Origin of the sequence: Agrobacterium sp. 22094 (genome assembly GCF_052046015.1) — a bacterium.
Taxonomy (GTDB): Bacteria; Pseudomonadota; Alphaproteobacteria; order Rhizobiales; family Rhizobiaceae; genus Agrobacterium; species Agrobacterium cavarae.
Map to the genome: position 1 here is coordinate 1,141,390 of NZ_JBQEPX010000001.1, position 26,148 is coordinate 1,167,537.

The following is a 26,148-nucleotide window of genomic DNA, read 5'->3' on the forward strand; positions in this document are numbered from 1 at the left end:
CCCAAGCCGCCATGATAGGCAGAGACGCCACAGCCAAACGTCATTCGTCGCGGATTGCGAATCTATGACGTCACAGTGTTTTTCAAGCAACAGTTTGTGGCGAAAATGCAACGACGATCGTCGTATTGTCAATATCCTCAGGTGGTACGAGAGCTGCGATACACGGAAACGCCGAGTTCGCGGATCTTTTTCCTAAGCGTATTACGATTGAGGCCGAGCAGATCTGCCGCCTTGATCTGATTGCCGCGCGTGGCGGTCAATGCTGCAAGGATCAACGGATACTCCATTTCGTGAAGTACGCGATCATAGAGGCCGGGTGGCGGCAGGTTCTCGCCGAAGCTCGAGAAATACTCCCGCATATTCTCTTCCACCGCCTGCGAGATCGTCAGGTTACCGCTGCGAACGGTCGTGCGGTCGATCGGGCTGTCTGGAACATCCGACTGGAGTTCCTGCTCGATGATCTCGCGGGTAATGACTTCCTGTGGATAAAGCGCCATCAGGCGGCGGATCAGGTTCTCAAGTTCGCGGACGTTGCCCGGCCAGGCGTAGGCCTTCATCAGTTCCAGCGCCTCACCCTCGAAGCGCTTGCCCTCAAGACCCTCCTTCTCACCCGTCTGGATGAAGTGACGGACGAGATCGGGAATGTCCTCGGCGCGGTCACGAAGCGGTGGCAGGCGCAGTGGAACGACGTTCAAACGGTAGTAGAGGTCTTCGCGGAAAAGACCCTGATTGATCGACTGCTTCAAATCCTTGTTCGTCGCAGCGACGATGCGGACATCGGTGCGGATCGGCGTGCGGCCGCCCACAGTCGTGTATTCGCCCTGCTGCAGGACGCGCAGCAAACGGGTCTGTGCATCCATCGGCATGTCGCCGATTTCGTCAAGGAACAGCGTGCCGCCTTCTGCCTGTTCGAAACGGCCGGTCGAGCGGTTCTGTGCGCCTGTGAAGGCCCCCTTCTCGTGGCCGAAAAGTTCCGATTCGATCAGATCACGTGGAATGGCGGCCATGTTGATGGCAACGAAGGGACCGTTGCGGCGCTTGCCATAGTCGTGCAGCGCACGCGCCACGAGTTCCTTGCCGGTACCAGACTCGCCCGTGATCATCAGCGTCAGGTCGGTCTGCATGAGACGCGCCAACACGCGGTAAATCTCCTGCATTGCTGCGGATCGACCGACGAGCGGCATGCCATCCTGCATGTCGTCATCGAGCTTGGCAGGCTTGCGCTTCGGCTCCGACAGAGCGCGACCGATGATGGCGATCAATTCCGTCAGATCGAAGGGCTTGGGCAGGTAGTCGTAAGCGCCCTTTTCCGACGCCTTTATGGCGGTCATGAAGGTGTTCTGCGCGCTCATCACGAGAACCGGAAGCTCGGGACGAGCCTTCTTGATCCTTGGCAGGAGATCGAAGGCGTTCTCATCCGGCATGACCACATCGGTGATGACGAGGTCACCCTCACCCGCCGAGACCCAGCGCCACAGCGTTGCAGCATTGGACGTGATGCGCACATCGTAACCGGCGCGGCTCAGCGCCTGGTTCAGAACGGTGCGGATAGCCGCATCATCATCGGCCACGAGAATCGTTGCTGTCATGGATTGGACCCTGTGTTCGGTATAATGCTGTCGTCCGGTGCAACTTCAGGCGAAACCGGCATCAGGACGCGAAATGTTGTGCGATGGTTCTGGCTGTCGCACTCAACGATGCCGCCATGCGCGCCGATCAGCTTTGCCACCAGCGCCAGCCCCAGGCCGGAGCCATTGGTCTTGGTGGTGATGAAGGGATCGAAGAGATGCGGCAGAAGATCGGATGGTACGCCCGGGCCATTATCGTGGACGCAGAATTCGAGCGGCAGAGAGATGCGCTCGCGGCTGCCCGCCACTGATAGGCGAATGCCCGGACGATAGGCTGTGGTCAGAATAATCTCGCCGTCCGTCTGGTTGCCGACTGCTTCGGCCGCATTCTTCACCAGATTGAGGAAGACCTGCACCAGCTGATCGCGGTTGGCATAGACCGGCGGCAGGGACGGATCGTAGTTTTCGGTGATCTTGATGTTGCGTGCGAAGCCGGCCTTTGCAACGGCTTTGACGTGGTCGAGGACCGAGTGGATGTTGACCGGAAAGCGGTCCACTGGACGCTCGTCGGAAAAAATCTCCATGCGGTCGACCAGAGAAACGATGCGATCGGTTTCGTCGCAGATCAGGCGGGTCAGCGCTCTGTCCTCATCCGGAACCGATGATTCGAGCAGCTGTGCCGCACCTCTGATGCCGGACAGCGGATTTTTGATTTCGTGCGCCAGCATCGACGCAAGGCCCGTGACGGAGCGCGCCGCCGCGCGATGGGTCAATTGACGGTCGATTTTGTCCGCCATCGACCGTTCCTGGAACACAACGACGACCGAGCCCGGCTCGCTGACAACAGGAGCGACATACAGATCGACGAGCTTGTCCTGGCCAAGGCGTGGGGAGGACAGATCGACACGATACTCATTGACGGGAGCGCGGCGTTCTCGGACCTGATCGATCAATGCCAAAAGCGGGCTGCCAAAAGGAATGAAGGTGGAAATCCGATAGCGCGCCAGATGGGCGGCACTGGCACCGAAGAAGGCCTCAGCCTCCCAGTTGGCGAAAGCAACGAAGCCTTCGGCATCCACCAGAATGACGGGGTTCTGGACGGCGTTCAGAACGGCCATTGCCAAGGCGTTGCCCCCCGGCGCAGAGGAATTTCCAGCGCTCATGCGGCCTTCCTTGAAGCATCTTCATTTGCGCCGCGTTCAAGTGCGCCGCGCATCACAGCGATGACTTCGTTGGTGTTCTTTGATGTCATGATTTGCACCTTCTCCTCCACCGTGGTCGAGGGAGCGAAGCGATCGAGATACCAGCCGAGATGCTTGCGCGCATGACGCAGGCCTGCCTCCAGACCGTAAAAGTCAAGCATCATCTCGTAATGCTCAACCGCGATATTGGCGATCTCTTGCCGCGCAGGTGCTGCGTGACCGGCAAGAACAGCCGGCAACCAGGGCTGCCCCTGCGCCCCACGTCCCACCATCACCGCATCGGCACCCGAGCGGCGCAATATCTCGGCGACATCGCTTTGCGTTTCCACATCACCATTGGCGATCAGCGGTATGGAAATGGCGTCGCGGACTGCGCGGATTGCGTCCCAATCCGCCTTGCCTTCGTAAAACTGCATGCGCGTGCGACCGTGGATGGTGATCAGCTCTACACCTGCGGCTTCAGCCCGCGCCGCAATTTCCGGAGCATTCAGGGAGTTTGCGTCCCAACCCAACCGCATCTTCACCGTAACCGGAACATCGACCGCCTTCACGGTGGCTTCGATGAGGGTTAGAGCATGATCGGGATCGCGCATCAGTGCGGAGCCGGAATAGCCGCCGGTTACCTTCTTTGCTGGACACCCCATATTGATGTCGATGATATCGGCGCCGTTATCGGCGGCGATTTTTGCAGCCTCGGCCATCCAGTGGGCTTCGCGTCCGGCAAGCTGAACCATATGCGGCGTCATGCCCGCATTCTTGAGACGAGCCCAGGACTCGCCCTTGTTTGCGACAAGCTCACGGCTTGCGACCATCTCGGTCACAACGAGGCCTGCACCAAAGCGCCAGGCGAGCTGACGGAAAGGAAGATCGGTTACCCCGGACATAGGGGCAAGCACCGCCCGGTTACGAACAGCCACACCACCGATCTGAAATGAGTCTGATAGCGCCGGGAGATGCAATTGGCGATCTTTCATGCAGATAGAAAAGTTGCATTATTTTTAGACAGCGTTTTCGCACTTGCCAAGCACCCACGCTGCTTTTTTGCGTGTTTTTTCATGAAACTTCATTGCGTAAGAGCAAGCCATGTTCAAATGACAAAGCAATAGGCGAATTTCAGCTCATGGCAGGTGCCAATCACGGCTGGTCATTCGGCTTTTGAAACGTTAGATCACGCATGTCAATTTGCAACAGCAGCACATGCGGCATAGGGGAAATGCGGAAATCCAATATGAAAATCGGTGTCGTCATTGTCGCAGCAGGTCGCGGGGAACGCGCAGGCTCACCGGAAGAGGGTCCAAAACAGTATCGGTTGATCGGCGGCAAACCCGTTATCGAGCACACGCTGAGGACGTTCCTTGGCTGGCAGAAAGCCGCAAAGATAGCCGTCGTCATTCACCGCGATGATGTTGCTCTCTATGAGCCGATCGCGGCTCGTCTGTCTGCGCCTGAACGGATGCTCGTTGTCACCGGCGGTGCAACCCGCCAGCAATCGGTTCTTGCAGGGCTCGAAGCGCTTGGCGCAGATGACGTCACGCATGTGATGATCCATGACGCAGTCCGACCCTTCATCGATGCCGACCTTCTGGAACGGGTAGCTGCGCGTCTCGAGAGCGGAGCCGATGCGGTGCTGCCGGCCCTTGCGGTCACAGACACGTTGAAGCGCGGCGAGGCATCTCTGGTGCGGGAGACCGTATCCCGCAGCGGCCTGTTTGCCGCCCAGACCCCACAGGCCTTCCAATACAGCGCTATCCTTGCAGCGCACCGTGATGCGGCCTCATCGGGCCGGGACGATTTCACTGACGACGCCTCGATTGCGGAATGGGCCGGACTGCCCGTCAGCCTCGTCGAAGGATCTGTCGATAATGTCAAACTAACCTTGAAGCGGGATGTTGCCATGGCTGACGAAAAACTCTCTGCCGCACTTCCGGATGTGCGGACCGGCAATGGATATGATGTCCATCAGTTGGAAGAGGGCGACGGTGTCATCCTTTGCGGCATCTTCATTGCCCATGATCAAAAGCTCAAGGGCCATTCCGATGCGGATGTGGCGCTTCATGCGCTGACCGATGCCCTGCTCGCCACGTGTGGAGCCGGCGATATCGGCGATCATTTTCCGCCATCGGATCCGCAATGGAAGGGTGCCGCCTCGCGGATTTTCCTCGAACACGCGGCAAAGGTCGTGCGCGGCAATGGCGGCACGATCATGAATGCGGATGTGTCGCTGATTGCGGAAGCGCCACGCATCGGACCGCATCGCCAGGCCATGCGCGAGAACCTGGCAGAGATTCTCGGGATCTCGCTCGACCGTTGCTCAGTCAAGGCAACCACCAACGAGATGATCGGCTTTGTTGGGCGGCGTGAAGGTATTGCAGCGATCGCGACTGCGACGGTGGTTTATCAGCAGAGGCCGGTATGAGCATCTTCCCAGCGGATATCGAGGAACAGGCCCGTCACATCATCGCAGGCTTCTCCGAGGCAGGACAGATGATATCGACCGCGGAGAGTTGCACAGGCGGTTTGATCGCTGGTGCCCTCACCGAGATCTCCGGCTCCTCGGCCGTCGTCGACCGCGGCTTCGTCACTTACACGAACGAGGCGAAGATGGACATGCTGGGCGTCTTGGAGCCGACCTTGAAAGCCTATGGCGCGGTCTCCAGAGAAACTGCGCTCCAGATGGCGCATGGCGCGCTATTTCGCTCCCGTGCACATGTCTCCGTCGCGGTCACGGGCATTGCTGGCCCCGGTGGCGGCTCTGCCGCAAAACCGGTTGGCCTGGTGCATCTGGCAGCAAAGAGCCGCGATGGCAGGCTCATTCATCGTGAAATGCGTTACGGCAATATTGGCCGCGATCAGGTCCGTCTTTCAACCGTCAAAACGGCTTTAGAGATGGTTTTGGAGCTATCTCATTCCGCATAGATACGGTCGGCGCGGGCTTCGAAAGCTTCGGCGAACATACGGAACGCACGATCGAACATCGACCCCATCAAAGCGCCGAGAAGTCGGTTCTTGAACTCGTAGTCGATGAAGAAATAGACCGAGCATCCGTCATCATCGGTCGGCTCGAAGCGCCAACGATTGTCCAGATAGCGGAACGGCCCGTCGAGGTATTTGACATCGATAGCACGTTCTTCCGGCTTCAAAAGTACCTGCGTGGTGAAGGTCTCGCGGATGGCCTTGTAGCCAACCGTCATATCCGCCACCAGCAGCGTCTTGCCGTCACGCTCTTTCTTGGAGCGCACGGTCAGCCCGTCACAAAGGGGCAGAAATTCCGGATATTTCTCCACATCGGCGACGAGATCGTACATCCGGTCGGGAGAATGTTTGACAAGGCGGCGTGTTTCAAATTGCGGCATGAGCCGGAATTAATGTGCACTCCGCATAAGATCAAGGAGGCGGTCCGCCTCACGTCGAGATTTCACCTGAAATATCGGGACCTCTGGACCGTAAAGATCGAAATTGCGTTCGAAAAGCGGTGCGTGACGTTGCTCGAATGTCCAGATATAGGTCAGGAATTCGAGATTGGGCAACGGTTCAGCGCAACCGTCAGCCATATCTGGTCGAACGCGCCCATAGTTGCGCATGACACGACGCCCAATACCGGCCAAACAGGTGAGGCGGGAAAGGCGCATCCAGATCACGACATCGGTCCTGGGCAAGCGAATATCGAAGGTGGAAGGATTGCTTCCGTCCAACACCCAGCGATTATGAGCAACGATATCTCGGATGATGCGATGCTGCTCTCCTTGTTCGCGTTGCGTCCAATTTGGTAGCCAGCGCACATCTCGGTCAATCGAGAAGTATTCGGCTTGAAGGTGATGCGCGACCTGCCGCGAGAGCGTTGTCTTTCCGCCACCGGACGAGCCGACCACCAGCACGCGGGAAGCACGTCCCAATAATCTCGCGGCCTCCACGATATCAGAAATATAATTCGGCATCCCTGCCCCCCGCTCTACCGCTTCAGTTCACCGTCAATCGCCGAGTCGAGATCACTGAGCAGGCGATTCGTATCCTGGTAGCTTGTGAGAATGATGACCGGTAAATCCCTCCGGGCAGCCTCGATATGCTGAACGATCTCAGGCGACTCAGCCTTTTCGAAATTCCAGATATAGGAGAGAAATTTCGCGTCGATCTTTTCCGGGCACCCTTCGGCCATGTCCGGTCGCACTTTGCCACGGTAACGAAGCCAGCGCTTCACAACGCTGGTCAAAGACATCCAGCGGGGAAAGCGCAACCAGATGACAGCCTCCGTCCGCGGCAGGCGAAGAGGCAGCGTGCCGGGGCTGTTGCCATCGATAATCCAGCGGTCTTCGGCTGCAAAGGCGGTCATGCGCTCAACAATCTCCGGCCTCGGTCTCAGCTTCCAGCCCGGCAGCCAGAAGATGTCGCGGTCACATGATATGTGTGGCAGTCCGAGCCGTTCGGACAGCTGGTTGCTCAGCGTGCTTTTGCCGTTGCCGGAGCACCCCATGACAAGAAGACGGCGGGAGTTCTTGATGATTTCAGCGGCTTCTTTAGTGTCATTGACGATGATCATCCTCATCACCCCTGCATAGCAGTTCTTAGAAAATCGCTATTGCAACCCTGCTGGGTGGATTGCTATTAAATTAGAAGATTGTTTGCAGCCATGAGATGCAACCGAGCCAAGATGATCATTTTTGGCGCGGTTTCGTGTCTGGCGCATTTTTCAACCATAAACAGGACCTAGGGTCCAGCCGAGAGATACGATGGACGACTTTGCCAACATCATCAACCTTCTCGAATCCGCCAAGCAACTCGCCTCGATGAACAGTATGCCGGTATTGGCTTACCTTATCGATGTAGCAAAGTGTGAAGCGCGCGAGAACAAGCCGGTTCTGCGCAAGCGCAAGCGCGGCGAATCGACGGTGAAGCAGGAGACCGAGGCCTGAACTACTGTTCAGTCCTTCATGCTTCATGTTAGAAAGTGGCCGCGAGGCCACTTTTTTTGTTTGAGGGAAGGAGAACGCCATGCAAGCCGCATCTGTCGATCTTCGTTCCTATTCAAAGGAATGGCCAGAGGAACGCCATGCCTTTGTCCAGATCGTCGTGCCACTGCAAGGCAGCATGGACATTGAGGTTGGCGGGTTGCAGCAGCGCCTCTCGACCTCCAAGTCCGTTCTGATTACCGGCAATATCAAGCACAGTATCGTCACATCGGACAACAACCGCTCCCTGATCGTCGATCTCGACGAGCGATACGTCCCAGAGGCGACGCTGGAGAGATTCTGCAACAGGCCGTTCATCGACCTCACCAATCGATCGTCTTCTATCGCGCGCCATATGCGACGATCCATCCACGATGGCGAACATGACGCATCCTCAACGAGGCTGTGGGCAGAGCTTCTGGTCGGAAGCTTCACGGACGAAGGGGCCGACGTCGCATCTCGACTGATGACGCTCAAAGCATTGATCGAGATCGATCCGTTTCAACCCTGGACGGTGGAGCGCATGGCGTCCGAGGTGGAGATCAGCACCAGCCGTCTGCACGCCCTGTTTCTCGATTACTTTGATGCCAGGCCGCACGCTCTGCTCGCAGATATCCGGATGAAGAAAATCTGCGCGCTTCTTTCAGGCTCGTCCTTACCGATTGCCGAGATTGCGACACGGGCGGGCTTCTCCGATCAGACGGCCTTGACGCGCGCAATGAAGAAGTCGCTTGGCACCACGCCTGCCGCCTATCGGCGCAACGCCATTTCGTGAACCGTAAGAGTTTATGTCAAGACAGGCATTTCCTGCGCATGGCACATAGAGCGCCACGCGGCCTATTGGCCGTGCCGAGGACGCTCTATCTTTTTGAATCTACGCATCGTGCTTTTCCGAAAATCGATGCCGATTTTCAGGCCGATGCTGTAGAGCGCCATAGACGTGAGGGCATGACATGAACAAGACCGGGTTGGGGCTATTTTACGGAATGCTGGCGGGCGCGCTGTGGGGCGGGATTTTTCTTGCACCGAAGCTCATCCCGGCAGGCTTCACACCGTTGCAACTCTCCACCGCCCGCTATCTGACCTTTGGCGTTATCGCGCTTGTGCTGATTGCGCCGAAGATCAAACGTGTCTCGGCGCAGTTCGGCCGTGCAGAGTGGATAGCCCTCCTGTGGCTTAGCCTTGTTGGCAATTTGCTCTACTATGTGTTCATCTCGACCGCGGTTCAATTGAGTGGGGTCGCCTTCACCTCCATCATCATCGGCTTTCTGCCGGTCGCCGTCACCATCATTGGCAGCATGGACCATGGCGCCGTCTCGTTGAAGCGGCTCTGGCCATCCCTCTTCTTTGGCGCGGTCGGTATCATCGGCATCTCATGGCAGTCGCTGATGCATGACGGGACACCAATGGATGCGCGCAAGCTCATAGGGCTTGCAGCTGCCATCGGCGCGCTGGCATCGTGGACGGCATTTGCGGTCGGCAACGCGCGTTGGCTCGTTCGCTTGCATGCTGTCAGTGCGGATGAATGGAACCTGATGACCGGCGTCGTCACAGGCGGCATTGCACTTGTTCTTGCTGTCCCTGCTTTCGCCTTTGGCGGTGTTGCCCATCCCGCGTCGGACTGGATGCAGTTTACCATGGTTGCCGTCGGTCTTGGCATTTCGGCGTCGATCTTCGGCAACGCGCTTTGGAACCGTATGAGCCGGCTCCTGCCACTTACGATGGTCGGGCAGATGATCCTGTTCGAAACGCTGTTTGCCCTGCTCTATGGCTTCCTATGGGAAGGCCGTGGACCGACGCTGATCGAAAGCGTCGCGATCGTCTCTGTTGTTCTCAGCGTTTTGCTGTGCATGCAGGCGCATCGGCCGCGTAAGGTGCATGGTTGAGGGCACAGCCCTCAACCAGTTCGAACTGTCACGCAATCAGGCCAGCGCCGAACTGTGCTTCATAGAGCCGGCTGTAGGGTCCTTTCGCGGCAAGAAGCTCCTGATGGTTTCCGCTTTCGACGATGCCGTTGGCATCGACTACGACAATGCGCGACGCATCTCTGATGGTTGCCAGACGATGGGCGATGATGAGCGTCGTGCGGCCTTCGGCAAGTTCACCAAGCGATTGCTGAATGGCGCGTTCGGTTTCGGTGTCGAGTGCGGATGTCGCCTCATCGAGAATGAGGATTGGCGGGTTCTTCAGGAACATGCGGGCAATCGCGAGACGCTGCTTCTGGCCACCCGAGAGCTTGACGCCACGCTCGCCAATCACCGTCTCCATGCCGTCTGGCATGGCTTCGATGACCTGGTCGAGCCGCGCGCGCATCGCTGCAATCCAGATATCCTCATCGCTTGCGCCAAGACGTCCGTACTCGATGTTCTCCCGCACGGTACCACCGAACATGAAGACGTCCTGTTGCACGATGCCGATCTGACTGCGCAGCGATGCCAGCGTCATGTTGCGAATATCGATGCCGTCGATGGTAATGGCGCCGTCCGTGACCTCGTAGAAACGCGGTAGCAGCGAGCAAAGGGTCGTCTTTCCGGCCCCTGAAGGCCCGACGAAGGCGACGGTTTCGCCGGCATCAATCGTCAGATCAATGTTGGACAAGACGCGCTTGCCGTCGGCATAGCCAAAGCTGACGTTCCTGTAGGCGATGTCTCCACGAAGCGACGGAGCCGTGATCGCATCCGGCGCGTCGGCGATATCCGGCTCGGTATCGATCAACTCGGTAAAACGACGGAACCCGGCGATGCCCTTGGGGTAGGTTTCGATCACGGAATTGATCTTTTCGATCGGGCGGAAGAAGACGTTGACCAGCAAGAGGAAGCTGACGAAGCCACCATTGGTCAGATCGCCATGAAGGACGAGCCAGGCGCCGCAGATCATGATGACCATCTGCGTCAGGCGCATGCTCATATAGCTGAGCGACGTACTGGCGGTCATGATCTTGTAGGCGTCGAGCTTGGTGCGGCGATAGCGCTGATTGTCCTTTTCGAACAAAGCGCGTTCGTGATCCTCATTGGCGAAAGCCTGGACCACCCGCATGCCGCCGACATTCTCCTCGATGCGGGCATTGAAGGCGCCGACGCGATTGTAGAGCGAGCGGAAATTGTTGGTCATGCGCGTGCCATACCGGCTGGTGACCCAGGCCGTCAGCGGCACAATCACAGCTGTGATCAGCGCGAGAGGCACATTGACCCAAAGCATCAGCAGGAAAGCGCCGATGAAGGTCATGATCGCGATGAAAAGATCTTCCGGTCCGTGATGCGCAACCTCACCTATCTCCTCCAGATCCTTGGTCAGGCGGCCGACAAGATGGCCGGTCTTCTGATTATCGAAAAAGCGGAAAGAGAGTTTCTGCAGATGGTCGAAAGCGGCACGGCGCATATCGGTTTCGATATTGATGCCGAGCATGTGTCCCCAGTAGGTGACGGTCGCCATCAGGCCAGTATTGAAGACATAGATAACCAGCAGGCCGAAGGATGCGGCCATGATGACCGGCCAGTTCGATGACGGCAGAAGAACATCGACAAGAAGCTTCACCGCCATGGGAAAACCGAGTTCGAGAAGACCCGAGAGCACGGCGCAGGAGAAGTCGAGAACGAAGAGCCCCCGATATGGGCGGTAGTAAGCAAAGAATCGGCGCAGCATGATCAATAGCCCAGAACGGAGCAGGAAACCTCAGAGGTTGTAAAAGTGCCTGTTCATTCTCACATTCATGTCAGAAGTCCAAGCTTGTTGCTCAATTTTTACCAAATTCGTTCAATATGTTTTGCGACAACATAAAAGCGAAATAACGGGGGAATAGATTGCACCCCATATCTCACCTGTGACAGTGTGACCCGCTGCTCCGGGAATGCGAAAGAGACTAGAGTGAATAAAGCCGACAATCATCATCCGGATGGAGAACCCCGGTGGCTGGGTGCTGCTACCCACGCCCGCATTGCCTTGGTCCCCTCTATTTCGGCGGCGCGCTGGCTTCTGCTTTTGATTGTCGCAGCCGGGATCTACTTCTTCTACGGCTTTCTCGTTCCGGTTCTTGCCGCTCTCGTCATCGGCTTTGCAAGCTGGCCGATCTATCGGCGCCTGCTGACCCGTGTGGGCGGCAACAATACGATCGGGGCGACGGTCGCAATCCTGCTGATCATCACCTTCCTCATCGTGCCGATCGTGATTGCTGCGTCCTATACGGCCGGTGAGATTCGCGAATGGTTCGGCTGGGCCGTCGAGGTCAACAAGACGGGCGCGCCCGTTCCACAGTGGATTGCAGCGCTTCCGGGTGTCGGCGTCTGGATGAGCGAACAGTGGACACGCTATGTCGGAACCCCTGGCGCCATCGGCGAAGTGATCCAGCTCGTCAGCGGCGCCAATATCGGCAACATCTATCGCGCGATCGTGGCGGCAGGTAACGGAGCATTCCACCTTGTCCTGACGCTGCTCTTCATGCTGATTGCGCTGTTTTTCGTCTATCGCAATGGTGTGGGCTTTGCCCGCCAGGTTGACCTTGTTGGCGAACGCATCCTGCCAAACCGCTGGGAGCGCATCTCGCGCGTCGTTCCTGCGACAATCAGCTCCACTGTGACAGGCATGACGCTGATCGCTATCGGCGAAGGCATCATTCTCGGTATCGCCTACTGGATTGCCGGCGTCCCCTCCCCGGTCACGCTTGGTGTGTTGACCGGCGTCATGGCGCTCATCCCAGGTGGTGCGCCGCTTTCCTTCACGCTGGTCTCGCTCTATCTCCTCGCAAGCGGCTCGCCCGCGGCTGGTATCGGCCTCTTCATCTGGGGCTCGGTCGAACTCTTCATCGTCGACAAGACGATCCGTCCGCGCCTTGTTGGCGGCCCCATCAAGCTTCCTTTCCTGCCAACCTTCTTCGGCCTTGTCGGCGGCGTGAAGACCATGGGTTTCCTTGGTCTCTTCATCGGTCCCGTGCTGATGGCGCTGCTGGTTGCCGTCTGGCGCGAATGGGTGCGCGAAGCCGAAATATCGGCGGGCGAACCCGTGATCGTCCACGACGTTCTTGAGGAGGAGATAGAGCTGGTGGAGGAACCTCCAAGGCCGCGGAAGGCCGCCAGCTCCGTTTAGGCGCGCCGCTTAAAGACGAAGTTCCATGAACATGCTGAGCGGATCCGGCTTGTAAGGCGGGAATGGCTCGATCTCGACAAATCCGGCCTTGCGATAAAGGCCGATCGCCTCCGGCTGACTGATGCCGGTTTCGAGGCGAATGGCTGAAAGCTTGAGCGCCTGTGCGCGTTCGATCAGCGCCGTCATCATACGTTTGCCGATCTGAAGACCTCTCGCTTCGGGATCGACGAACATGCGCTTGATCTCCGCCGTGCCGTCTCCAGCCTCCACCAGCGCACAACAACCGACAATGGCTCCGTCATTTCGCGCGACCAGGAATGAGACAGTGGGCTTTTCAAGCACCTCGAGATCGACGAGGTGGTTGCTTTCGGCGGGATAAAGCGAGGCCATATAGGCATTCGATAAATCCATGAGGCGGGCGATTTCTGGCTGACGGGGTGATTCCGGATTGATTTCAACTGGCATGCTATTTCCATAAAAATTGAGCGGCTTCAGCCGCAATAAGACTGCAATCATATTGAATGACACGCTGAGTAAACCAGCTCTTTCGTCCGGAGAAAAGTGAAATGCGAACCGCGATCGTCTTGATGACAATCCTCGGCTGCGACGACACGGCATCCGATTGCCGCTACATCGCGACAATGCAACAGCGTTGGACGAGCGTTGAACTCTGCGACGCCGAGTCGGAAAAGCAGCTCGGCCAATTCACCAATGTCTCTTATCCGGTCGTCGTTGCCGTGTGTCAGATGCCGGACGCTCCCGTCGAGCAGGCAACGACCGGGCAGGATACTCCAAAGCAAACGCCGCAAACCGAGGAGCAAGAGGAGGAGAACCTTGCGCAGCGAGCAATTGGCCGCGTACGAAAAATCCTTCCCTCGACGGAAGGTGTAAGGGAGGTTCTGGGTAAACCGGTGCGCATGGTCGAAGACAGCTATTCCTGGATTGCCAGACGCCTATCCAAGTAAGGCTTGCCACGCGTCCGTGGGACTAAAGCATGTCGCACAAACGCGTGGCGCGGTTTTGCGATAACCACATGCGATGAAACGAGGACATAGAGCCAATAAGCGAATCCGAAAGATCGCGACACGCTTTAAGCGTCGTAGCTGCCTGTTCCGAAGATCAGGCGGCCTCGGCGATCAGTTCCTCGGCGAAGGAGCGTGCTCTCTGACGTTGGTCGACGATCAGAAGCTTTTCAATCATCGACATCATTTCGTAGACGCTTGCATCGCTCTCAGTATTTGAGAACGTCTCGAGGAGCCTTTCGGCGACCCGCTGCACCGCTCCACCATATGGCATCTCGGCCGCCTGTCGCCACAGACGAGTCGCCTCGATAAAAACCTCAAGGGCGCGGCCGGAGAGACCGGTCGATTGATAGAGCGCCTTGACCGCATGGTTTCTGCCTGTTGCAAGGATCGAGCGCACACGTCGCTCCTCAAGCCCGGAGAGGTTGGACATAGCCTCGGAGAAGAAGTCGAGCTTTCCGGTGCAAAGAAGATGCAGAAGAAAGGAAGGCGTCAGCTGTCGGTGCTGGCGCAGATGCTCGACCAGATATGATCTTTCCTGACCGGACGCCTCGCCGGCAATGAGCGTAACGGCTGCGTCCGACGCATCCTGAACGATCTGACGAGCGCGTGCCACGGTGATGACCTGACCCACGATTCCAGCAGAGGCCAGCGCCTCTCCAACCAGAAGGACCAGGGTGTGGCGCACATCGGCGGGGAGATCGTTGCGATCCAGCAGGAGATTGCGGATTTCGGACTCTTCTCCGAAACGCTCAGAGACACGCCGCAGTGTGAAGGGTGTGATCTGGGCTGAAAGGTTTTCCAGCATGATCATCACTTCACATTCGCTGCCGATTTCCGCCATGGCGGCGCAAACGCCGGCGCTCAGATCAGCACGTGCCGCAATCAGCGCTCTTGTGGTCGACGATCCTCGGCCGATCAGATCCACAAGATCCGATTCCCGAAGCACCGGGGAATTGATAATCACCGGACAGGCAATCTCGGCCTGGTCTTCAGCCAGTGCGATAATGATAGGACGAGGAGCATCGTCAGAGCAGGCAAGCGCGTCTGCAAGCGCCTGACGGACTTTGGGCGATGGATCGTCCAGAAGGTAGGACATCGCCATATAGGCGCCTGCCTGTTTGTCTTTGGGCAAGGATGAGGTGACATAGGCTGCCCCCAAGGCCTTCGCAGCCTTGGCTCTATCGCCAGCACGCGCCTTATCCGTCCAGCTGAGAAATGCCTCTACGACCACCCTGCACCCCAAGAAATGTTCTTATGACCCCGCGGAGGTTATCGCGACTCGCTACCGAGCCGGCGATCACCTCCCATGGGTGAAACCTAGGGGGAAAAGGTTTACGATTGGTTCACCATGCTCCTTAACCATGGCGTAAATGGAGGCTATTAGGCCTTCGGGCGGGCCAGCTGGAAGACATCCGCGCCGCCGTCGGCGTAGTCCATATAGCCCATCCGGGCTACCGGCCGCGCAAGGCCCATATCGATCCGGCCATCGCGGATAATCGATTCATCGATATGAATGCCCATCACCTGCCCGAAGACCACCCAGGAGTCGGCCGCCTTGCCGTCGATATCCTGCGGCTGCACGATCTGCGTGACACGGCACTCCAGCGCGGCAAGAGCCTCCGCCACATAGGGCGCATCGACCACCTCGCCCGCACGTGCGGTCAGGCCAGCCAGTGCAAACTCGTTGACGGCGTAATCGACAGGTGCCGACGAGGCGTTCATCCGGTCTACGAGATGGCGGCTTACGAGGCTTGCGGTGAAGACACCGCTTTCGCGAACATTGCGCAGGCTGTCCTTTTGTCCGCTCGATGAGAACATCACCAGTTTGGGCTTGTCCGCGATGGCGTTGAAGAAAGAATAAGGGGCAAGATTCAGCGTTCCATCGCTCCCCTTGGAACCGATCCAACCAATGGGTCGCGGCGCGACGACCGCCTTGAAGGGATCGTGCGCCATGCCATGCTGGTTCGTGTCTGTGGTGTAGAACATCACGCTTCACCGACCCAGGTCACAACGTCGGTCAGTTCCGGGCGCGGACGCTCGACAGGCGGGAATGTCGTCGATCCGATGTAGATAAGCCCAGCCACCTTCTCTCCATCCTTCACGCCCAACTCAGGCAAAAACTCAGGATCGTAGGACACCCATTCCGTCAGCCAGTTGGCAGCATAACCAAGCGCGTTCGATGCCATCAGCAGGTTGAGGCATACGGCGCCTGCCGACATCACCTGTTCCCATTCGGGGATTTTCACGTGAGGACCAGCCTTGCTGACCACGGCGATGACGACCGGTGCTCTGGTGAAGCGGGTTCTTTCCACCGATAGGAAATCGGCGCTCAAGTCAGGGTTCTTTTTCAGCGCAAGTGCCAATGCGGCTTCGCCCAATCTCACCCTTTCTTCGCCTCGGATCACGATGAAGCGCCAGGGTGCAATCTTGCCATGGTCTGGAACGCGGACCGTCAGGCGAAGAATCTCCTCGAGCTCTTCACGGCTCGGGCCCGGCTCCGTCAATTGCGGCGCGGGGGTCGAGCGTCGTACATTCAGATAGTCGATGAGCTTGATGTCAGTTGTCATGGTCGCACCGTTCCATTCGCATGCAATGTAAAGACAGGCCTTGAAATAGCCTTGCGGTTCGGATTGAAGTGGTCCCACAAAAACAAGAAGTCAATCCGGTCGAGAGAAATGACGTTTACCAAAATCGGAGCAGGTCTGTGCATCGCGCTCGTCTCGGCTAGCGCGCTACCCGGTATTGCCATCTCGCAGGATGCCTTCAAGGAATTCAAACAGCTTGGCGGCACGCCTAAAATGCCGAAGCTGAACGCTTTCTCCGTTCCCTCGCCCAGCGAGCCGGAGCCAGCCAAATCCCGTGATATCGTGCTGGAAGCAAAGCTGACCCAGCAGGGGGAGCCGATGATGGAGGGGCTGGCCTGGCGGGTCTTCAGCCCTATTCCGGGCGCCGATGGCAAGCTGCCGATGCTGGCGAGCTCTGAAGGCGGTTCAGCCGAGTTTCACCTCGAGCCGGGAGATTACTTCGTCAACGTCGCCTTCGGTCGCGCCGGCGTCACCAAGAAGCTCAGCGTTCCGGAAACCGGCAAGATCGACAAGCAGGTTCTCATTCTCGATGCTGGTGGCTTCGTCCTCAATGCCGTTGCCGGCAACGACAAGACCATTTCGGCCAATCAGTTGAAGTTTTCCATCTACGCCTCTGAAGCCTCCGAAAACGGAGAGCGGAAGCTGGTCATGACGGATGTGAAGCCGAACACCATCGTCCGTCTCAATGCCGGAACCTACCATGTCGTATCGGAATACGGGTCGGTCAATGCGGTGGTTCGCGCCGATATCCAGGTTGAGGCCGGCAAGCTGACCGAAGCAACGCTGCAGCACCATGCGGCACAAGTGACGCTGAAACTCGTCTCCGAGCATGGCGGCGAGGCGATCGCCGATACGGCCTGGTCTGTGCTGACGGGCGCCGGCGACGTGGTGAATGAGAGCGTCAGCGCCTTTTCCACCATGGTGCTGGCCGATGGCGAGTACACCGCGATCGCCCGTAACAAGGACAAGGTGTACCAGCGCAATTTCAGGGTGAAGGCCGGACAGGATTCCGATGTCGAAGTGCTGATGAAGGACCAGGCACCGGAAGACGCGACGGGCGATTTCGAATAGCCGTCTCCCCACAGATCCGCTCCGCTGCGGTAGTCCCCAACAAGCCCCACAGCAGCATCTTATGAAAACGGCGCCCGAAGGCGCCGTTTTCTTTGAGATCAAGCAAGCTTGGCTTTCGCCTTTGCAGCGCGCTTGCGCTTGACGTCAGGCGGCGTCGCCTCGTCAACCAGATTGGCAATCGCCTCATCCAGAGCAAACGAGGTCTGGGCCTGCGAACCGAGGCGGCGGATGTTGACCGTGCGTTCTTCGGCTTCCTTCTTGCCGCAGACGACGATGACCGGAACCTTGGTGACCGAGTGCTCGCGGATCTTGTAGTTGATCTTCTCGTTGCGAAAATCGGTTTCCACCGAGAGACCGGCCTCCCGAAGCGCTTCAGCGACTTCACGACCATAATCGTCGGCATCCGAGGTAATCGTGGCAACGACAACCTGAAGTGGCGCGAACCACAACGGCATGTGGCCAGCGAAGTTCTCGATCAGAATGCCCAGGAAGCGTTCCATCGAACCACAGATCGCGCGGTGGATCATCACCGGCTGACGCTTTTCAGACGCCTGGTCGATATAGAAGGCACCGAACCGCTCCGGCAGATTGAAGTCCACCTGGGTGGTGCCGCACTGCCATTCGCGGCCGATCGCATCCTTCAGGGTGTATTCGAACTTCGGACCGTAGAAAGCGCCCTCGCCCGGCAGAATGCCGGTCTTGATACGTCCGCCAGATTGATCCTCGATGGTCTTCAAGACCTCGGTCATCACGCTCTCGGCGCGATCCCAAAGGTCGTCCGAACCGACGCGCTTTTCAGGGCGCGTGGACAGCTTGACCACAATCTCGTCGAAGCCGAAATCCTGATAGACCGACAGGATCAGATCGTTGATGCGCAGGCATTCCGCTGCCATCTGCTCTTCAGTGCAAAAGACGTGGGCGTCGTCCTGGGTAAAGCCACGAACGCGCATCAAGCCGTGCAGAGCACCCGACGCTTCATAGCGGTGGACAGTACCGAACTCTGCAAGTCGAACAGGCAGTTCTCGGTAAGACTTCAACCCATGCTTGAAGATCTGAACGTGACCGGGGCAGTTCATCGGCTTCAGGGCGAAGACGCGATTGTCCGCTTCCTTGTCCTCCGGATGGGTGAAGGCATAGGCGGATTTTACCGCGAACATGTTTTCCTGGTACCAGCCCCAGTGACCGGAGGTCTCCCAGAGCGAAGCGTCCAGAACCTGCGGTGCGTTCACTTCCTGATAGGTGCCTTCCAAATGGCGGCGCATATAGGCAGTCAGGGTCTGGAACATGCGCCAGCCCTTGCCGTGCCAGAACACCACGCCCGGGCCTTCTTCCTGGAAATGAAACAGGTCCATTTCGCGGCCAAGGCGGCGGTGGTCGCGCTTCTCGGCTTCCGCCAGGATGTGCAGATACTGATCCAGCTGTTCCTGCGTGGCCCAGGCCGTGCCGTAGATGCGCGTCAGCATGGGGTTATTGCTATCACCACGCCAATATGCACCGGCAACCTTCATCAGCTTGAAGGCCGTACCGATCTGCCCCGTATTGGCCATGTGCGGGCCGCGGCAAAGGTCGAACCAGTCGCCCTGATAATAGATCTTGAGATCCTGACCTTCAGGAATCGCATCGACGAGCTCGACCTTGTAGTTCTCGCCCTTGGCGGCAAAGACTTGCTTGGCCTTCTCTCGCGACCAGATTTCGCGCGTAAAGGGCTTCGAACGGCCGATGATCTCTTTCATCTTCTTTTCGATCTTCGGCAGATCGTCCGGGGTGAAAGGCTCGTTCTTGGCGAAGTCGTAATAGAAGCCGTTTTCGATCACAGGACCGATCGTCACCTGCGTGCCGGGCCACAGTTCCTGCACGGCTTCGGCCATGACGTGAGCGGCATCGTGGCGGATAAGCTCAAGCGCACGCTTGTCATCACGGGTGACGATCTCGATTGCGCCATTGGCAATCGTATCGGAAAGGTCGCGCAATTGACCGTCCAGCGCGATGGCGACGGCCTTCTTTGCAAGCGACTTGGAAATGGATTCGGCAACATCACGTCCGGTCGTACCCGCGGGATACTGACGAACGGAGCCATCTGGAAATGTAAGGGAAACGGCGTCTGACACTTTGAATTCTCCTGTCCAGTCCCGCCAACGAATGCGGGTGGGGTAACGGTCAGCCGAAAGGACTGACAATGCAGCGCGTGGATACTGAAATTTGCCTGTTCAGTAAAGTCTATTCAATTTCGGTCGAAAAACCCCAGAAAGAGAGTGCATCCGGTGAAACGGATTTGAGAAAGCTCTTCAACTTCTCCTCGTCCATGTGGAGACGCAACGCTTCCGTCACATCTTGGATAGCTGTGTCTGGTGAAAGATTATGGTCTCGCCTGAACGACATGACCTCCTCTTGCATTTTGGACATCGTGGCGAAAGGAACGACGGGCTCGTCCATCGTCCAGTCAGCGACGAAAAGCGCTCGCACGCCCGTTTTCAGCAACCCGGCGAACGCCAGGCTTTGATCTGCCGTGAGACGCCGCCGGAAAACACGAAGCACCGCCTCAAGTGTCGTGAAGGCACGGTGCGTCGTGCTGACCAAGGCTTTGTCGCGAATATCGACAAGGACAACTTCAAAATCTCGCGATGCCTGAATGTATTCCTGGGGTACCGTCATAAACCAGCGTCACCCTTTGTGTTTTCCGACAGTCCAGAGTTTCCAGAGCTGCCAGGACCGGACCGATCGGAGACTTTCTGGCACACCATCATATCCGCTCGTTCCACCCGGTCCGCAACGTGCGACGCGAAACAGGCTCAGCCAACCGCCAGACCACAGGCCGTGACGGGCAATCGCTTCATATCCATATTCCGAACAGGTCGGAATGTGACGGCAAGAATTTCCGATAAAGCCGGAAAGCGTCAGTTGATAGAGCCGAACAAGGCCCATGCCGAGTAGCCTGCCCGGGGTCTTTCTAAACGGGCCAGCCCAATTGCGGGAGCGGCTTACAGGCTTGTCCGATTTATGATGACAACCGGGTTGTCCGCACATGAGATCAACTCGCTGCGGACAGAGGCTGCTTCGCCTCCAACTGATCCAGGCAATCACAGACCGCCTCGAAGGTGAGGAGAGTGGAGGCGTGGCGGGCCTTGTAATCCTTGACCGGCTTTAGCACCCGCATATCCTCGAAGCGTCCCTCAGGCCCCTCGCCGTTCGCCGTCAGCATGTCGATCATGTCCTGGCGCGCCTTGCGGATTTCTGCCCGGCTGGCGCCCACCACATGATGCGCCATGATCGAGGAGGATGCCTGACCGAGCGCACATGCGCGCACTTCGTGCGAGAAGTCGCAGACCTGGTCGCCATCCATCTTGATGTAGACCTTGACCTTGGAACCGCAGAGCTTGGAGTGCTTCTCCGCTTGCGCATCGGCATCCACCATGCCGCCAGCGAGCGGAATATTGCCGGCGAATTCCAGGATGCGGTTATTATAGATGTCGTCCATGGTCGATATTCCAGGTAAAGGCGCGGGCGTGAGGTTCTAGCGCTGTCATTATTTTCTAAACGATGTGTCGCTCTGGGAAAAGCTTTCCTGCATTTGGCCACCGTAATATGTTAACTCATTAACCGTACATCAAGGTTTGATAAAATAATGGAGGCGAGACGCGCAAACTCTTGCCAAAAATCAGAAAAACAACCAGATAGCAGCAACGTGGCGCGCAAGCGTCGTTGCAGGGCGTGTTCAGGTGTGGCCTTGAACCATACCGGGAGATAAAAAATGGATGCAATCGTGAAGAATTTTCCTGGCGCAGGCGCGACGGACGATGTGACAAAGGCACGGCCAACGCAGGCTGAAGCCGAGGATGCCGTGCGCGTCCTTCTGAGTTGGGCTGGCGACGATCCAACCCGTGAAGGTCTGCTCGATACACCGAAGCGCGTGGCCAAAGCCTATCGTGAACTCTTCTCCGGCTATGACCTTGATGCCAAGGACGTCCTCGGCACCTTCTTCGAAGAGGTCGGCGGCTATGACGACATCATTCTCGTGCGCGATATTCCGTTCTTCTCCCATTGCGAACACCATATGGTGCCGATCATCGGCAAGGCGCATGTCGCCTATCTGCCGAATGGACGCGTTCTCGGCCTGTCCAAGATCGCTCGCGTCGTCGAGATCTTCGGTCGTCGCCTGCAGACCCAGGAAACGATGACGGCGCAGATCGCCTCCGCTATCGAAACCACGTTGAAGCCACGCGGCGTCGCCGTGATGATCGACGCCGAACATATGTGCATGTCCATGCGCGGTGTGCAAAAGCAGGGCTCGACGACGTTGACGACGAGTTTCACCGGCGCGTTCAAGAAGGACCCTGCCGAGCAGGCCCGCTTCATGTCCATGGTGCGCAGCCGCTGAACCGGCTGCCTCCCTCTCACCCAGGGGATCTCATGTCCGCCATTTTCCCGGTCGCGCCATCCGACAAGACGGCGCTGGAAGCATCTGGGCCGTTCACGCCGAAGTTCGACGCGAACGGTCTCGTTACTGCAGTCGTCACCGACATCAAGGACGGTGAGTTGCTGATGGTGGCGCATATGAATGCGGAGGCGCTGAAGCTCACGCTTGAAACGGGCATTGCCCACTACTACAGCCGCTCGCGAGGCAAAATCTGGAAAAAGGGGGAAACCTCCGGCAATCTCCAGACGGTTCGTGAGTTTCGCACCGATTGCGACCAGGATGCCGTGTGGCTCAAAGTCTCCGTCGCCGGACATGACGCCACCTGCCACACCGGCCGCCGTTCTTGCTTCTATCGCACCGTGACGATGGAAGACGGCAAAGCGGTTAATACCATCACCGACGACACGCGGCATTTCGACCCCGAAACCACCTATGGCTCATCCTCTTCGCCTTGATGAAGAGCTCAATCTTTTCGATTTCTTTGCCTTTTGCTACGATCATGCGACGAAGCCTTGAGGAGACTCACGGTTCTCGAGATATGCAAGTGGGAGGCGTCGAATGCTTGGATGGGGAATGAACCGCGATAATTCATCGTCCGCAACGACACTCGGCACCCTGGAGAAAATCGCGCCCGCACCCAAACCGCAGCTCCCACCGAACCGCATCGCTCTGGCGCTTGGCGGAGGTGCTGCTCGTGGCTGGGCGCATATTGGCGTCCTAAGGGCGCTTGACGAAGCCGGAGTGAAGATCGGCATGATTGCTGGGACGTCGATCGGCGCGCTCGTCGGCGGCTGCTATCTCGCAGGCAAGCTCGACGAGCTGGAAGAGTTTGCCCGCTCGCTGACGATGCGCCGCATTGCCGGACTTTTGGACCTGACGATTGGCGGTAGCGGCCTGTTCGGCGGCATGCGTCTAACCAAGCGCATGCAGGAGCATCTTGAAGGTCTCAACATCGAAGATCTCGAGCATCCGTTCATCGCGGTTGCGACCGAACTGCGCACTGGCCACGAGGTTTGGGTTCACCAGGGCAATCTGATCACGGCGCTGCGCTCGTCCTATGCCCTGCCCGGCATTTTCGAGCCCGTGCGCTGCAACGGCAGAACGCTGATCGATGGGGCTCTTGTCAATCCGGTACCGGTGTCGGTTTGCCGCGCCTATGAGCAGGCTCTGGTCGTTGCGGTAAACCTCAACTACGATATTTTCGGTCGCTCGGCCGTGGTCAAGCACGGTGCGGGTGCCGGCAGCAAAAGCGAAGCCGAAACGCCGATCAAGGCTACCTCGCGCATGGGGCTGCCAGGTGTGATGGTTCAGGCCTTCAACATCATTCAGGACCGAATTTCGCGCGCAAGATTGGCGGGTGATCCGCCGGATCTCACGCTGCATCCTCGCATCAGCCATATCGGCCTCTCGGAATTTCACCGGGCGGCCGAGGCAATCGACCAGGGCTATGAGGAAACACGGTCTAGAATTCCGGAATTGAAGCGCATGCAGCAGGTGTTTCAACCCTGATAGCGTGAAGGCAGGCTGGGGGCCTGCCCTCCTTCTACCTGCTCAAGGCGGACCGCCGATCAGCCGGCAATATAGGCCTTGATGTGCTCGGCTTCCGTCTCGATCTCGCTGATGCGGGCCTTGACCACGTCACCGATGGAAATGATACCCGCCAAACGCCCATTGGTCTCTACCGGCAAATGACGGAACCTGCCGCCCGTCATGATCTCCATCAGATCGTCTGTCGTGGTTTCCTCGTTGCAGCGGGTCACACTCTTGGTCATCACGTCGGAGACCCTGGTCTCCAAGGCTGCGGAGCCTTTGGCGGCCACGGCACGCACAAGATCGCGCTCTGTAAAGATGCCCAGGACTGCGTCCATATGGTCGGTCACGACAACAGCACCAATCCGATGCTCATAGAGCGTCACGGCAGCATCGGCAATCGACATGCCGGGATCGACCGTCACGACCTCCCTACCCTTGATATCGAGAATTTCCTTTACAAAAATCGGCATGCGTACCTCCCTTGTCCGTTGCAGCCCGGCTATCGCACCCAAGTCTCCTCCCTGAGAACGAAGCACCGTCTTCAAATTTTTGCGCTCCCTCGAAAGGGAAAGCAACAGGATTTGAGGTTCGATCAAACTTCAATCGATTGAGGCAGCATTCTCTCCCGAGGCGACTTTGGGATCGAACAGGCCGAAGAAAAGGAAGCCGAAGAAGAAGCCGAAGATGTGAGCGTCCCACGCCACTTCCCCGCCGACATCACCGAATAGCGGGAAGCCCACGGCAATCAGCGCATTACCCGCGAGCCACGCGATCGTGAAGATCAAAACCGTTTTATTGGTCAGCGCCTGGACAATTCCCTGGCGCGGGAGAAGGTGGCCGAAGGAAGGATGATAACGCTGCCCGCGGGGCGGAAAGGCGAAGCGGCAAGCTGCACCCATCAGGGCTGAGACGACGCCGGACGCACCAATCAGAACCGTGATGCTGCTCCAATCAAGCGCCGCATGACCGAACGCGGAAATCGCCGACGAAATTATCCAGAAGAGAATAAATCGTGTCGTGCCGATGCGGCGCGCCACAGGCGCACCAAACGCCATCAGCCACAGCCCGTTGAACAGGATGTGCTCAACACCACCATGCAGGAAGGAATAGGTCACTGGCGTCCAGAGCCATTCCAGGCCCTGCTGCGCCAGGGGAATGGTATAGCGCGCCGGGATGAAGCCGAAGGTGAAGAGGAAGGCTTCATAAGTCGTATCCGACATCAGGTAGGCCGAACCGACCTGGATGGCGATCATGAAGCCAAGGACAGCGACGATGATAAAGGGAAGGTTGAACATCGGTTGCTTCTGCGGCGGGGGGCGATCGTCTCGCGGCTCTTGCAATTCACCGCCGTCATGATGCGTCATTTCATTTCCATTTCATATCGTTCGACCCAGTTTCAGCCATATAGGAAGGGTCGACCAAATAAAAGCAGCCGCGAGATGCCAACACGGTCGATAAGGCTCTTTTTCAAAATCGCTCGACCCGCCAACGAGACGATGAAAACCGGCATATTTTCCGCCTACAACAGTTTTGCTTCACAATGAGACAGTGGAGCAGAAGCTTTCGCTGATATCGCGTAATTCTCCTCAAATATTGCTGTACGACAAAACAGTCTGTTAACCCGCGCGTAGTAAATAGGGCTTGTCCTTTTCTTCATGCAACATAGCGCAGGCCATGTTTTCATCACATCTCGCACACGCCCACGTTTCGAAGTCAGTCGACACCGCCGAACCGCCGGTTACCGTTGGTCTTTCCGGACGTCTTATGTTACCGACTGAAGATGAGTTTGACTGTACTGCCACAGAAATGACGGCGGAAAGTGCGCGGCTGACGTGCTTTGCCAGACCGAACCGGAATGACCGGATCATCATCTATCTGCAGCATATCGGTCGCGTCGAAGGCAAGGTCACGCATCTCACTGGCGACGGTTTTTCGATCGCTATTGCGGCGACAGAACGCAAGCGCGAGAAACTCGCCGCTCAACTGGCGTGGATTGCAAAGCGCCAGGCGCTCGGCCTGCCTGAGGACCGGCGGCATGATCGTCTCACTCCGCGCAACCCAAATGCCTCGCTTCTGCTGAATGACGGCAATACAGTGGGCTGCCGCATCATCGACCTTTCACTCTCCGGTGCCGCTATCGAGATCGAACCTCGGCCAGCGCTCGGCACCACCGTCCGCCTCGGCAATATGGGTGGGCGCATCGTTCGCCACTTCATGGAAGGCGTTGCGATCGAGTTCGACAGTGTTCAGTCCAAGGACGCCCTGATCGAGTTTCTCTGACACTTTTCACCATCGAGTTTCACGACCGGCGACGCTAAGCGTTCGCCGGTTTTTTATTGCCTTTCGGCCGGCAGTTTCCGCTGCAGATCTTGCACATCAGTGTGACAGGCTGTCAGCATCTCGTGAGGCGCGAGCCTTAGCACGATTTATTGGTCCAACTCCCTTCAGGCAACGTGACCTTGCTCGGCCAAAGACCTCCCAGAGGCTGAGATCAGCCTGTTCCAAAGCGGGATTCAAAAGAAATTTCAGAAAAAAGCGCAGAAAAAGACGGTTGAAGGACGATTTTTTCTGCAATCATAACAGGAATTTTCGCCGCTTTCAGCCGTTTTGAGCGCGCTTTCACCTCCAAAACAAAGTGAACGAATGGTTGAGTGTTGATCAACACTGGCTGAAATCACCCTGCCCGTTAACCCTGCTTCATTCACAGGGTGCCGGAATGTGGGCGGTT

At 57.6% G+C, this 26,148-nt stretch carries 30 protein-coding genes; 12 read left to right on the forward strand and 18 right to left on the reverse strand.

Annotated features, from left to right (window positions below; genetic code table 11):
• Positions 1 to 137: 137 nt before the first annotated feature.
• The 3 genes from ntrC to dusB are packed head-to-tail and all read right to left on the reverse strand — an operon-like array spanning position 138 to position 3,744.
• A complete protein-coding gene (gene ntrC / locus ACTJK5_RS05410) occupies positions 138 to 1,589 on the reverse strand; it encodes a nitrogen regulation protein NR(I) (protein WP_062425347.1) in 1,452 nt (483 codons plus the stop codon).
• A complete protein-coding gene (locus ACTJK5_RS05415; protein WP_062425348.1) occupies positions 1,586 to 2,731 on the reverse strand; it encodes a two-component system sensor histidine kinase NtrB in 1,146 nt (381 codons plus the stop codon). The genes ntrC and ACTJK5_RS05415 overlap by 4 nt, the downstream gene beginning before the upstream one ends.
• Complete coding sequence (gene dusB, locus ACTJK5_RS05420) at positions 2,728 to 3,744, reverse strand: tRNA dihydrouridine synthase DusB (RefSeq protein ID WP_113260623.1); 1,017 nt, start codon at positions 3,742 to 3,744, stop codon at positions 2,728 to 2,730. The genes ACTJK5_RS05415 and dusB overlap by 4 nt, the downstream gene beginning before the upstream one ends.
• Before the next feature lie 254 nt (positions 3,745 to 3,998).
• On the opposite strand from dusB, the gene ACTJK5_RS05425 reads away from it, so the two are divergent.
• Both ACTJK5_RS05425 and ACTJK5_RS05430 read left to right on the forward strand, forming a co-directional pair.
• A complete protein-coding gene (locus ACTJK5_RS05425) occupies positions 3,999 to 5,186 on the forward strand; it encodes a bifunctional 2-C-methyl-D-erythritol 4-phosphate cytidylyltransferase/2-C-methyl-D-erythritol 2,4-cyclodiphosphate synthase (RefSeq protein WP_113260624.1) in 1,188 nt (395 codons plus the stop codon).
• On the forward strand, positions 5,183 to 5,686 hold the full coding sequence (locus ACTJK5_RS05430; protein WP_440611960.1) for a CinA family protein: 504 nt from the start codon (positions 5,183 to 5,185) through the stop codon (positions 5,684 to 5,686). Before ACTJK5_RS05425 ends, ACTJK5_RS05430 begins: the two co-directional genes overlap by 4 nt.
• On the opposite strand, the gene ACTJK5_RS05435 is transcribed toward ACTJK5_RS05430, so the two are convergent.
• The 3 genes from ACTJK5_RS05435 to ACTJK5_RS05445 are packed head-to-tail and all read right to left on the reverse strand — an operon-like array spanning position 5,674 to position 7,304.
• Entirely contained in the window at positions 5,674 to 6,123 is a 450-nt protein-coding gene (locus tag ACTJK5_RS05435) for a type II toxin-antitoxin system RatA family toxin (protein WP_113274056.1), read from the reverse strand. The genes ACTJK5_RS05430 and ACTJK5_RS05435 overlap by 13 nt on opposite strands.
• A 9-nt stretch (positions 6,124 to 6,132) precedes the next feature.
• Positions 6,133 to 6,705, reverse strand: coding sequence for an AAA family ATPase (locus ACTJK5_RS05440; protein ID WP_440611961.1), 573 nt, complete (start codon positions 6,703 to 6,705; stop codon positions 6,133 to 6,135).
• A gap of 14 nt (positions 6,706 to 6,719) precedes the next feature.
• On the reverse strand, positions 6,720 to 7,304 hold the full coding sequence (locus ACTJK5_RS05445; protein WP_440611962.1) for an AAA family ATPase: 585 nt from the start codon (positions 7,302 to 7,304) through the stop codon (positions 6,720 to 6,722).
• 190 nt (positions 7,305 to 7,494) lie between these two features.
• Here ACTJK5_RS05445 and ACTJK5_RS05450 point away from each other — a divergent pair, with 190 nt between their 5' ends.
• From ACTJK5_RS05450 to ACTJK5_RS05460, 3 genes are all read left to right on the forward strand, one after another.
• Positions 7,495 to 7,677 (forward strand): hypothetical protein, encoded by a 183-nt coding sequence (locus tag ACTJK5_RS05450; protein WP_062425355.1) that lies wholly within the window; start codon positions 7,495 to 7,497, stop codon positions 7,675 to 7,677.
• A gap of 79 nt (positions 7,678 to 7,756) precedes the next feature.
• A complete protein-coding gene (locus ACTJK5_RS05455; RefSeq protein ID WP_440611963.1) occupies positions 7,757 to 8,488 on the forward strand; it encodes an AraC family transcriptional regulator in 732 nt (243 codons plus the stop codon).
• Positions 8,489 to 8,666: 178 nt separating this feature from the next.
• The gene (locus ACTJK5_RS05460) at positions 8,667 to 9,599 is read left to right on the forward strand and encodes a DMT family transporter (protein WP_062425357.1); all 933 of its coding nucleotides are present in this window, start codon (positions 8,667 to 8,669) and stop codon (positions 9,597 to 9,599) included.
• A gap of 28 nt (positions 9,600 to 9,627) precedes the next feature.
• On the opposite strand, the gene ACTJK5_RS05465 is transcribed toward ACTJK5_RS05460, so the two are convergent.
• Positions 9,628 to 11,355: an ABC transporter ATP-binding protein gene (locus ACTJK5_RS05465; RefSeq protein WP_440611964.1), complete on the reverse strand. Its 1,728-nt coding sequence runs from the start codon at positions 11,353 to 11,355 to the stop codon at positions 9,628 to 9,630.
• Between the two features lie 222 nt (positions 11,356 to 11,577).
• Here ACTJK5_RS05465 and ACTJK5_RS05470 point away from each other — a divergent pair, with 222 nt between their 5' ends.
• On the forward strand, positions 11,578 to 12,792 hold the full coding sequence (locus tag ACTJK5_RS05470) for an AI-2E family transporter (RefSeq protein WP_062437529.1): 1,215 nt from the start codon (positions 11,578 to 11,580) through the stop codon (positions 12,790 to 12,792).
• A 9-nt stretch (positions 12,793 to 12,801) separates the two neighbouring features.
• On the opposite strand, the gene ACTJK5_RS05475 is transcribed toward ACTJK5_RS05470, so the two are convergent.
• Complete coding sequence (locus tag ACTJK5_RS05475) at positions 12,802 to 13,257, reverse strand: GNAT family N-acetyltransferase (protein WP_440611965.1); 456 nt, start codon at positions 13,255 to 13,257, stop codon at positions 12,802 to 12,804.
• 101 nt (positions 13,258 to 13,358) lie between these two features.
• On the opposite strand from ACTJK5_RS05475, the gene ACTJK5_RS05480 reads away from it, so the two are divergent.
• Positions 13,359 to 13,757 (forward strand): hypothetical protein, encoded by a 399-nt coding sequence (locus tag ACTJK5_RS05480; protein WP_440611966.1) that lies wholly within the window; start codon positions 13,359 to 13,361, stop codon positions 13,755 to 13,757.
• Positions 13,758 to 13,911: 154 nt separating this feature from the next.
• Here the strand turns inward: ACTJK5_RS05480 and ACTJK5_RS05485 are convergent, their stop codons facing one another.
• The 3 genes from ACTJK5_RS05485 to ACTJK5_RS05495 all read right to left on the reverse strand — a co-directional run bounded on the left by ACTJK5_RS05485 (position 13,912) and on the right by ACTJK5_RS05495 (position 16,384).
• A complete protein-coding gene (locus ACTJK5_RS05485; protein WP_062598367.1) occupies positions 13,912 to 15,048 on the reverse strand; it encodes a DUF2336 domain-containing protein in 1,137 nt (378 codons plus the stop codon).
• A 149-nt stretch (positions 15,049 to 15,197) separates the two neighbouring features.
• Positions 15,198 to 15,803 carry a flavin reductase family protein gene (locus ACTJK5_RS05490; protein ID WP_440611967.1) on the reverse strand — a complete coding sequence of 202 codons (606 nt, stop codon included), beginning with the start codon at positions 15,801 to 15,803 and terminating at the stop codon, positions 15,198 to 15,200.
• Positions 15,803 to 16,384 (reverse strand): nitroreductase family protein, encoded by a 582-nt coding sequence (locus ACTJK5_RS05495; RefSeq protein WP_440611968.1) that lies wholly within the window; start codon positions 16,382 to 16,384, stop codon positions 15,803 to 15,805. The genes ACTJK5_RS05490 and ACTJK5_RS05495 overlap by 1 nt, the downstream gene beginning before the upstream one ends.
• 108 nt (positions 16,385 to 16,492) lie before the next feature.
• On the opposite strand from ACTJK5_RS05495, the gene ACTJK5_RS05500 reads away from it, so the two are divergent.
• Positions 16,493 to 17,473: a hypothetical protein gene (locus tag ACTJK5_RS05500; protein ID WP_062598365.1), complete on the forward strand. Its 981-nt coding sequence runs from the start codon at positions 16,493 to 16,495 to the stop codon at positions 17,471 to 17,473.
• A gap of 98 nt (positions 17,474 to 17,571) precedes the next feature.
• Here the strand turns inward: ACTJK5_RS05500 and thrS are convergent, their stop codons facing one another.
• From thrS to ACTJK5_RS05520, 4 genes are all read right to left on the reverse strand, one after another.
• Positions 17,572 to 19,581 carry a threonine--tRNA ligase gene (thrS, locus tag ACTJK5_RS05505; RefSeq protein WP_062425364.1) on the reverse strand — a complete coding sequence of 670 codons (2,010 nt, stop codon included), beginning with the start codon at positions 19,579 to 19,581 and terminating at the stop codon, positions 17,572 to 17,574.
• Between the two features lie 109 nt (positions 19,582 to 19,690).
• Positions 19,691 to 20,125, reverse strand: coding sequence for a DUF2267 domain-containing protein (locus ACTJK5_RS05510; RefSeq protein WP_113260633.1), 435 nt, complete (start codon positions 20,123 to 20,125; stop codon positions 19,691 to 19,693).
• A 9-nt stretch (positions 20,126 to 20,134) separates the two neighbouring features.
• Entirely contained in the window at positions 20,135 to 20,497 is a 363-nt protein-coding gene (yidD, locus tag ACTJK5_RS05515) for a membrane protein insertion efficiency factor YidD (RefSeq protein ID WP_113260634.1), read from the reverse strand.
• A 4-nt stretch (positions 20,498 to 20,501) separates the two neighbouring features.
• Positions 20,502 to 20,948 (reverse strand): iron-sulfur cluster assembly scaffold protein, encoded by a 447-nt coding sequence (locus tag ACTJK5_RS05520; protein ID WP_440611969.1) that lies wholly within the window; start codon positions 20,946 to 20,948, stop codon positions 20,502 to 20,504.
• 273 nt (positions 20,949 to 21,221) lie between these two features.
• On the opposite strand from ACTJK5_RS05520, the gene folE reads away from it, so the two are divergent.
• From folE to ACTJK5_RS05535, 3 genes are all read left to right on the forward strand, one after another.
• Entirely contained in the window at positions 21,222 to 21,848 is a 627-nt protein-coding gene (folE, locus tag ACTJK5_RS05525; protein ID WP_062425368.1) for a GTP cyclohydrolase I FolE, read from the forward strand.
• 32 nt (positions 21,849 to 21,880) lie between these two features.
• Entirely contained in the window at positions 21,881 to 22,342 is a 462-nt protein-coding gene (hisI, locus tag ACTJK5_RS05530; RefSeq protein ID WP_440611970.1) for a phosphoribosyl-AMP cyclohydrolase, read from the forward strand.
• Between the two features lie 103 nt (positions 22,343 to 22,445).
• Positions 22,446 to 23,396 (forward strand): patatin-like phospholipase family protein, encoded by a 951-nt coding sequence (locus ACTJK5_RS05535; RefSeq protein ID WP_440611971.1) that lies wholly within the window; start codon positions 22,446 to 22,448, stop codon positions 23,394 to 23,396.
• Between the two features lie 59 nt (positions 23,397 to 23,455).
• Here ACTJK5_RS05535 and ACTJK5_RS05540 read toward each other — a convergent pair whose 3' ends face one another.
• Both ACTJK5_RS05540 and ACTJK5_RS05545 read right to left on the reverse strand, forming a co-directional pair.
• Positions 23,456 to 23,890, reverse strand: coding sequence for a CBS domain-containing protein (locus ACTJK5_RS05540; RefSeq protein WP_062425371.1), 435 nt, complete (start codon positions 23,888 to 23,890; stop codon positions 23,456 to 23,458).
• Positions 23,891 to 24,019: 129 nt separating this feature from the next.
• Positions 24,020 to 24,784: a rhomboid family intramembrane serine protease gene (locus ACTJK5_RS05545; protein WP_440611972.1), complete on the reverse strand. Its 765-nt coding sequence runs from the start codon at positions 24,782 to 24,784 to the stop codon at positions 24,020 to 24,022.
• Between the two features lie 310 nt (positions 24,785 to 25,094).
• On the opposite strand from ACTJK5_RS05545, the gene ACTJK5_RS05550 reads away from it, so the two are divergent.
• Positions 25,095 to 25,700: a PilZ domain-containing protein gene (locus tag ACTJK5_RS05550; protein WP_062425373.1), complete on the forward strand. Its 606-nt coding sequence runs from the start codon at positions 25,095 to 25,097 to the stop codon at positions 25,698 to 25,700.
• Between the two features lie 211 nt (positions 25,701 to 25,911).
• Here ACTJK5_RS05550 and ACTJK5_RS05555 read toward each other — a convergent pair whose 3' ends face one another.
• The gene (locus ACTJK5_RS05555) at positions 25,912 to 26,085 is read right to left on the reverse strand and encodes a hypothetical protein (protein ID WP_440611973.1); all 174 of its coding nucleotides are present in this window, start codon (positions 26,083 to 26,085) and stop codon (positions 25,912 to 25,914) included.
• Positions 26,086 to 26,148: the final 63 nt, after the last annotated feature.

Excerpts from the sequence above, each read along its gene's own strand:
- ACTJK5_RS05550 (WP_062425373.1), top strand. The coding sequence starts at position 25,095 with ATGTTTTCATCACATCTCGCACACGCCCACGTTTCGAAGTCAGTCGAC.
- ACTJK5_RS05415 (WP_062425348.1), bottom strand. The coding sequence starts at position 2,731 with ATGAGCGCTGGAAATTCCTCTGCGCCGGGGGGCAACGCCTTGGCAATG.
- ACTJK5_RS05520 (WP_440611969.1), bottom strand. The coding sequence starts at position 20,948 with ATGGACGACATCTATAATAACCGCATCCTGGAATTCGCCGGCAATATT.
- ACTJK5_RS05425 (WP_113260624.1), top strand. The coding sequence starts at position 3,999 with ATGAAAATCGGTGTCGTCATTGTCGCAGCAGGTCGCGGGGAACGCGCA.
- ACTJK5_RS05465 (WP_440611964.1), bottom strand. The coding sequence starts at position 11,355 with ATGCTGCGCCGATTCTTTGCTTACTACCGCCCATATCGGGGGCTCTTC.
- ACTJK5_RS05500 (WP_062598365.1), top strand. The coding sequence starts at position 16,493 with ATGACGTTTACCAAAATCGGAGCAGGTCTGTGCATCGCGCTCGTCTCG.
- ACTJK5_RS05435 (WP_113274056.1), bottom strand. The coding sequence starts at position 6,123 with ATGCCGCAATTTGAAACACGCCGCCTTGTCAAACATTCTCCCGACCGG.
- ACTJK5_RS05455 (WP_440611963.1), top strand. The coding sequence starts at position 7,757 with ATGCAAGCCGCATCTGTCGATCTTCGTTCCTATTCAAAGGAATGGCCA.
- ACTJK5_RS05490 (WP_440611967.1), bottom strand. The coding sequence starts at position 15,803 with ATGTTCTACACCACAGACACGAACCAGCATGGCATGGCGCACGATCCC.
- ACTJK5_RS05545 (WP_440611972.1), bottom strand. The coding sequence starts at position 24,784 with ATGACGCATCATGACGGCGGTGAATTGCAAGAGCCGCGAGACGATCGC.
- ACTJK5_RS05480 (WP_440611966.1), top strand. The coding sequence starts at position 13,359 with ATGCGAACCGCGATCGTCTTGATGACAATCCTCGGCTGCGACGACACG.
- ACTJK5_RS05475 (WP_440611965.1), bottom strand. The coding sequence starts at position 13,257 with ATGCCAGTTGAAATCAATCCGGAATCACCCCGTCAGCCAGAAATCGCC.
- ACTJK5_RS05460 (WP_062425357.1), top strand. The coding sequence starts at position 8,667 with ATGAACAAGACCGGGTTGGGGCTATTTTACGGAATGCTGGCGGGCGCG.
- ACTJK5_RS05450 (WP_062425355.1), top strand. The coding sequence starts at position 7,495 with ATGGACGACTTTGCCAACATCATCAACCTTCTCGAATCCGCCAAGCAA.
- dusB (WP_113260623.1), bottom strand. The coding sequence starts at position 3,744 with ATGAAAGATCGCCAATTGCATCTCCCGGCGCTATCAGACTCATTTCAG.
- ACTJK5_RS05445 (WP_440611962.1), bottom strand. The coding sequence starts at position 7,304 with ATGATCATCGTCAATGACACTAAAGAAGCCGCTGAAATCATCAAGAAC.
- ACTJK5_RS05535 (WP_440611971.1), top strand. The coding sequence starts at position 22,446 with ATGCTTGGATGGGGAATGAACCGCGATAATTCATCGTCCGCAACGACA.
- ACTJK5_RS05495 (WP_440611968.1), bottom strand. The coding sequence starts at position 16,384 with ATGACAACTGACATCAAGCTCATCGACTATCTGAATGTACGACGCTCG.
- ntrC (WP_062425347.1), bottom strand. The coding sequence starts at position 1,589 with ATGACAGCAACGATTCTCGTGGCCGATGATGATGCGGCTATCCGCACC.
- ACTJK5_RS05440 (WP_440611961.1), bottom strand. The coding sequence starts at position 6,705 with ATGCCGAATTATATTTCTGATATCGTGGAGGCCGCGAGATTATTGGGA.
- ACTJK5_RS05430 (WP_440611960.1), top strand. The coding sequence starts at position 5,183 with ATGAGCATCTTCCCAGCGGATATCGAGGAACAGGCCCGTCACATCATC.
- folE (WP_062425368.1), top strand. The coding sequence starts at position 21,222 with ATGGATGCAATCGTGAAGAATTTTCCTGGCGCAGGCGCGACGGACGAT.
- ACTJK5_RS05510 (WP_113260633.1), bottom strand. The coding sequence starts at position 20,125 with ATGACGGTACCCCAGGAATACATTCAGGCATCGCGAGATTTTGAAGTT.
- ACTJK5_RS05540 (WP_062425371.1), bottom strand. The coding sequence starts at position 23,890 with ATGCCGATTTTTGTAAAGGAAATTCTCGATATCAAGGGTAGGGAGGTC.
- hisI (WP_440611970.1), top strand. The coding sequence starts at position 21,881 with ATGTCCGCCATTTTCCCGGTCGCGCCATCCGACAAGACGGCGCTGGAA.
- yidD (WP_113260634.1), bottom strand. The coding sequence starts at position 20,497 with ATGTGCGGACAACCCGGTTGTCATCATAAATCGGACAAGCCTGTAAGC.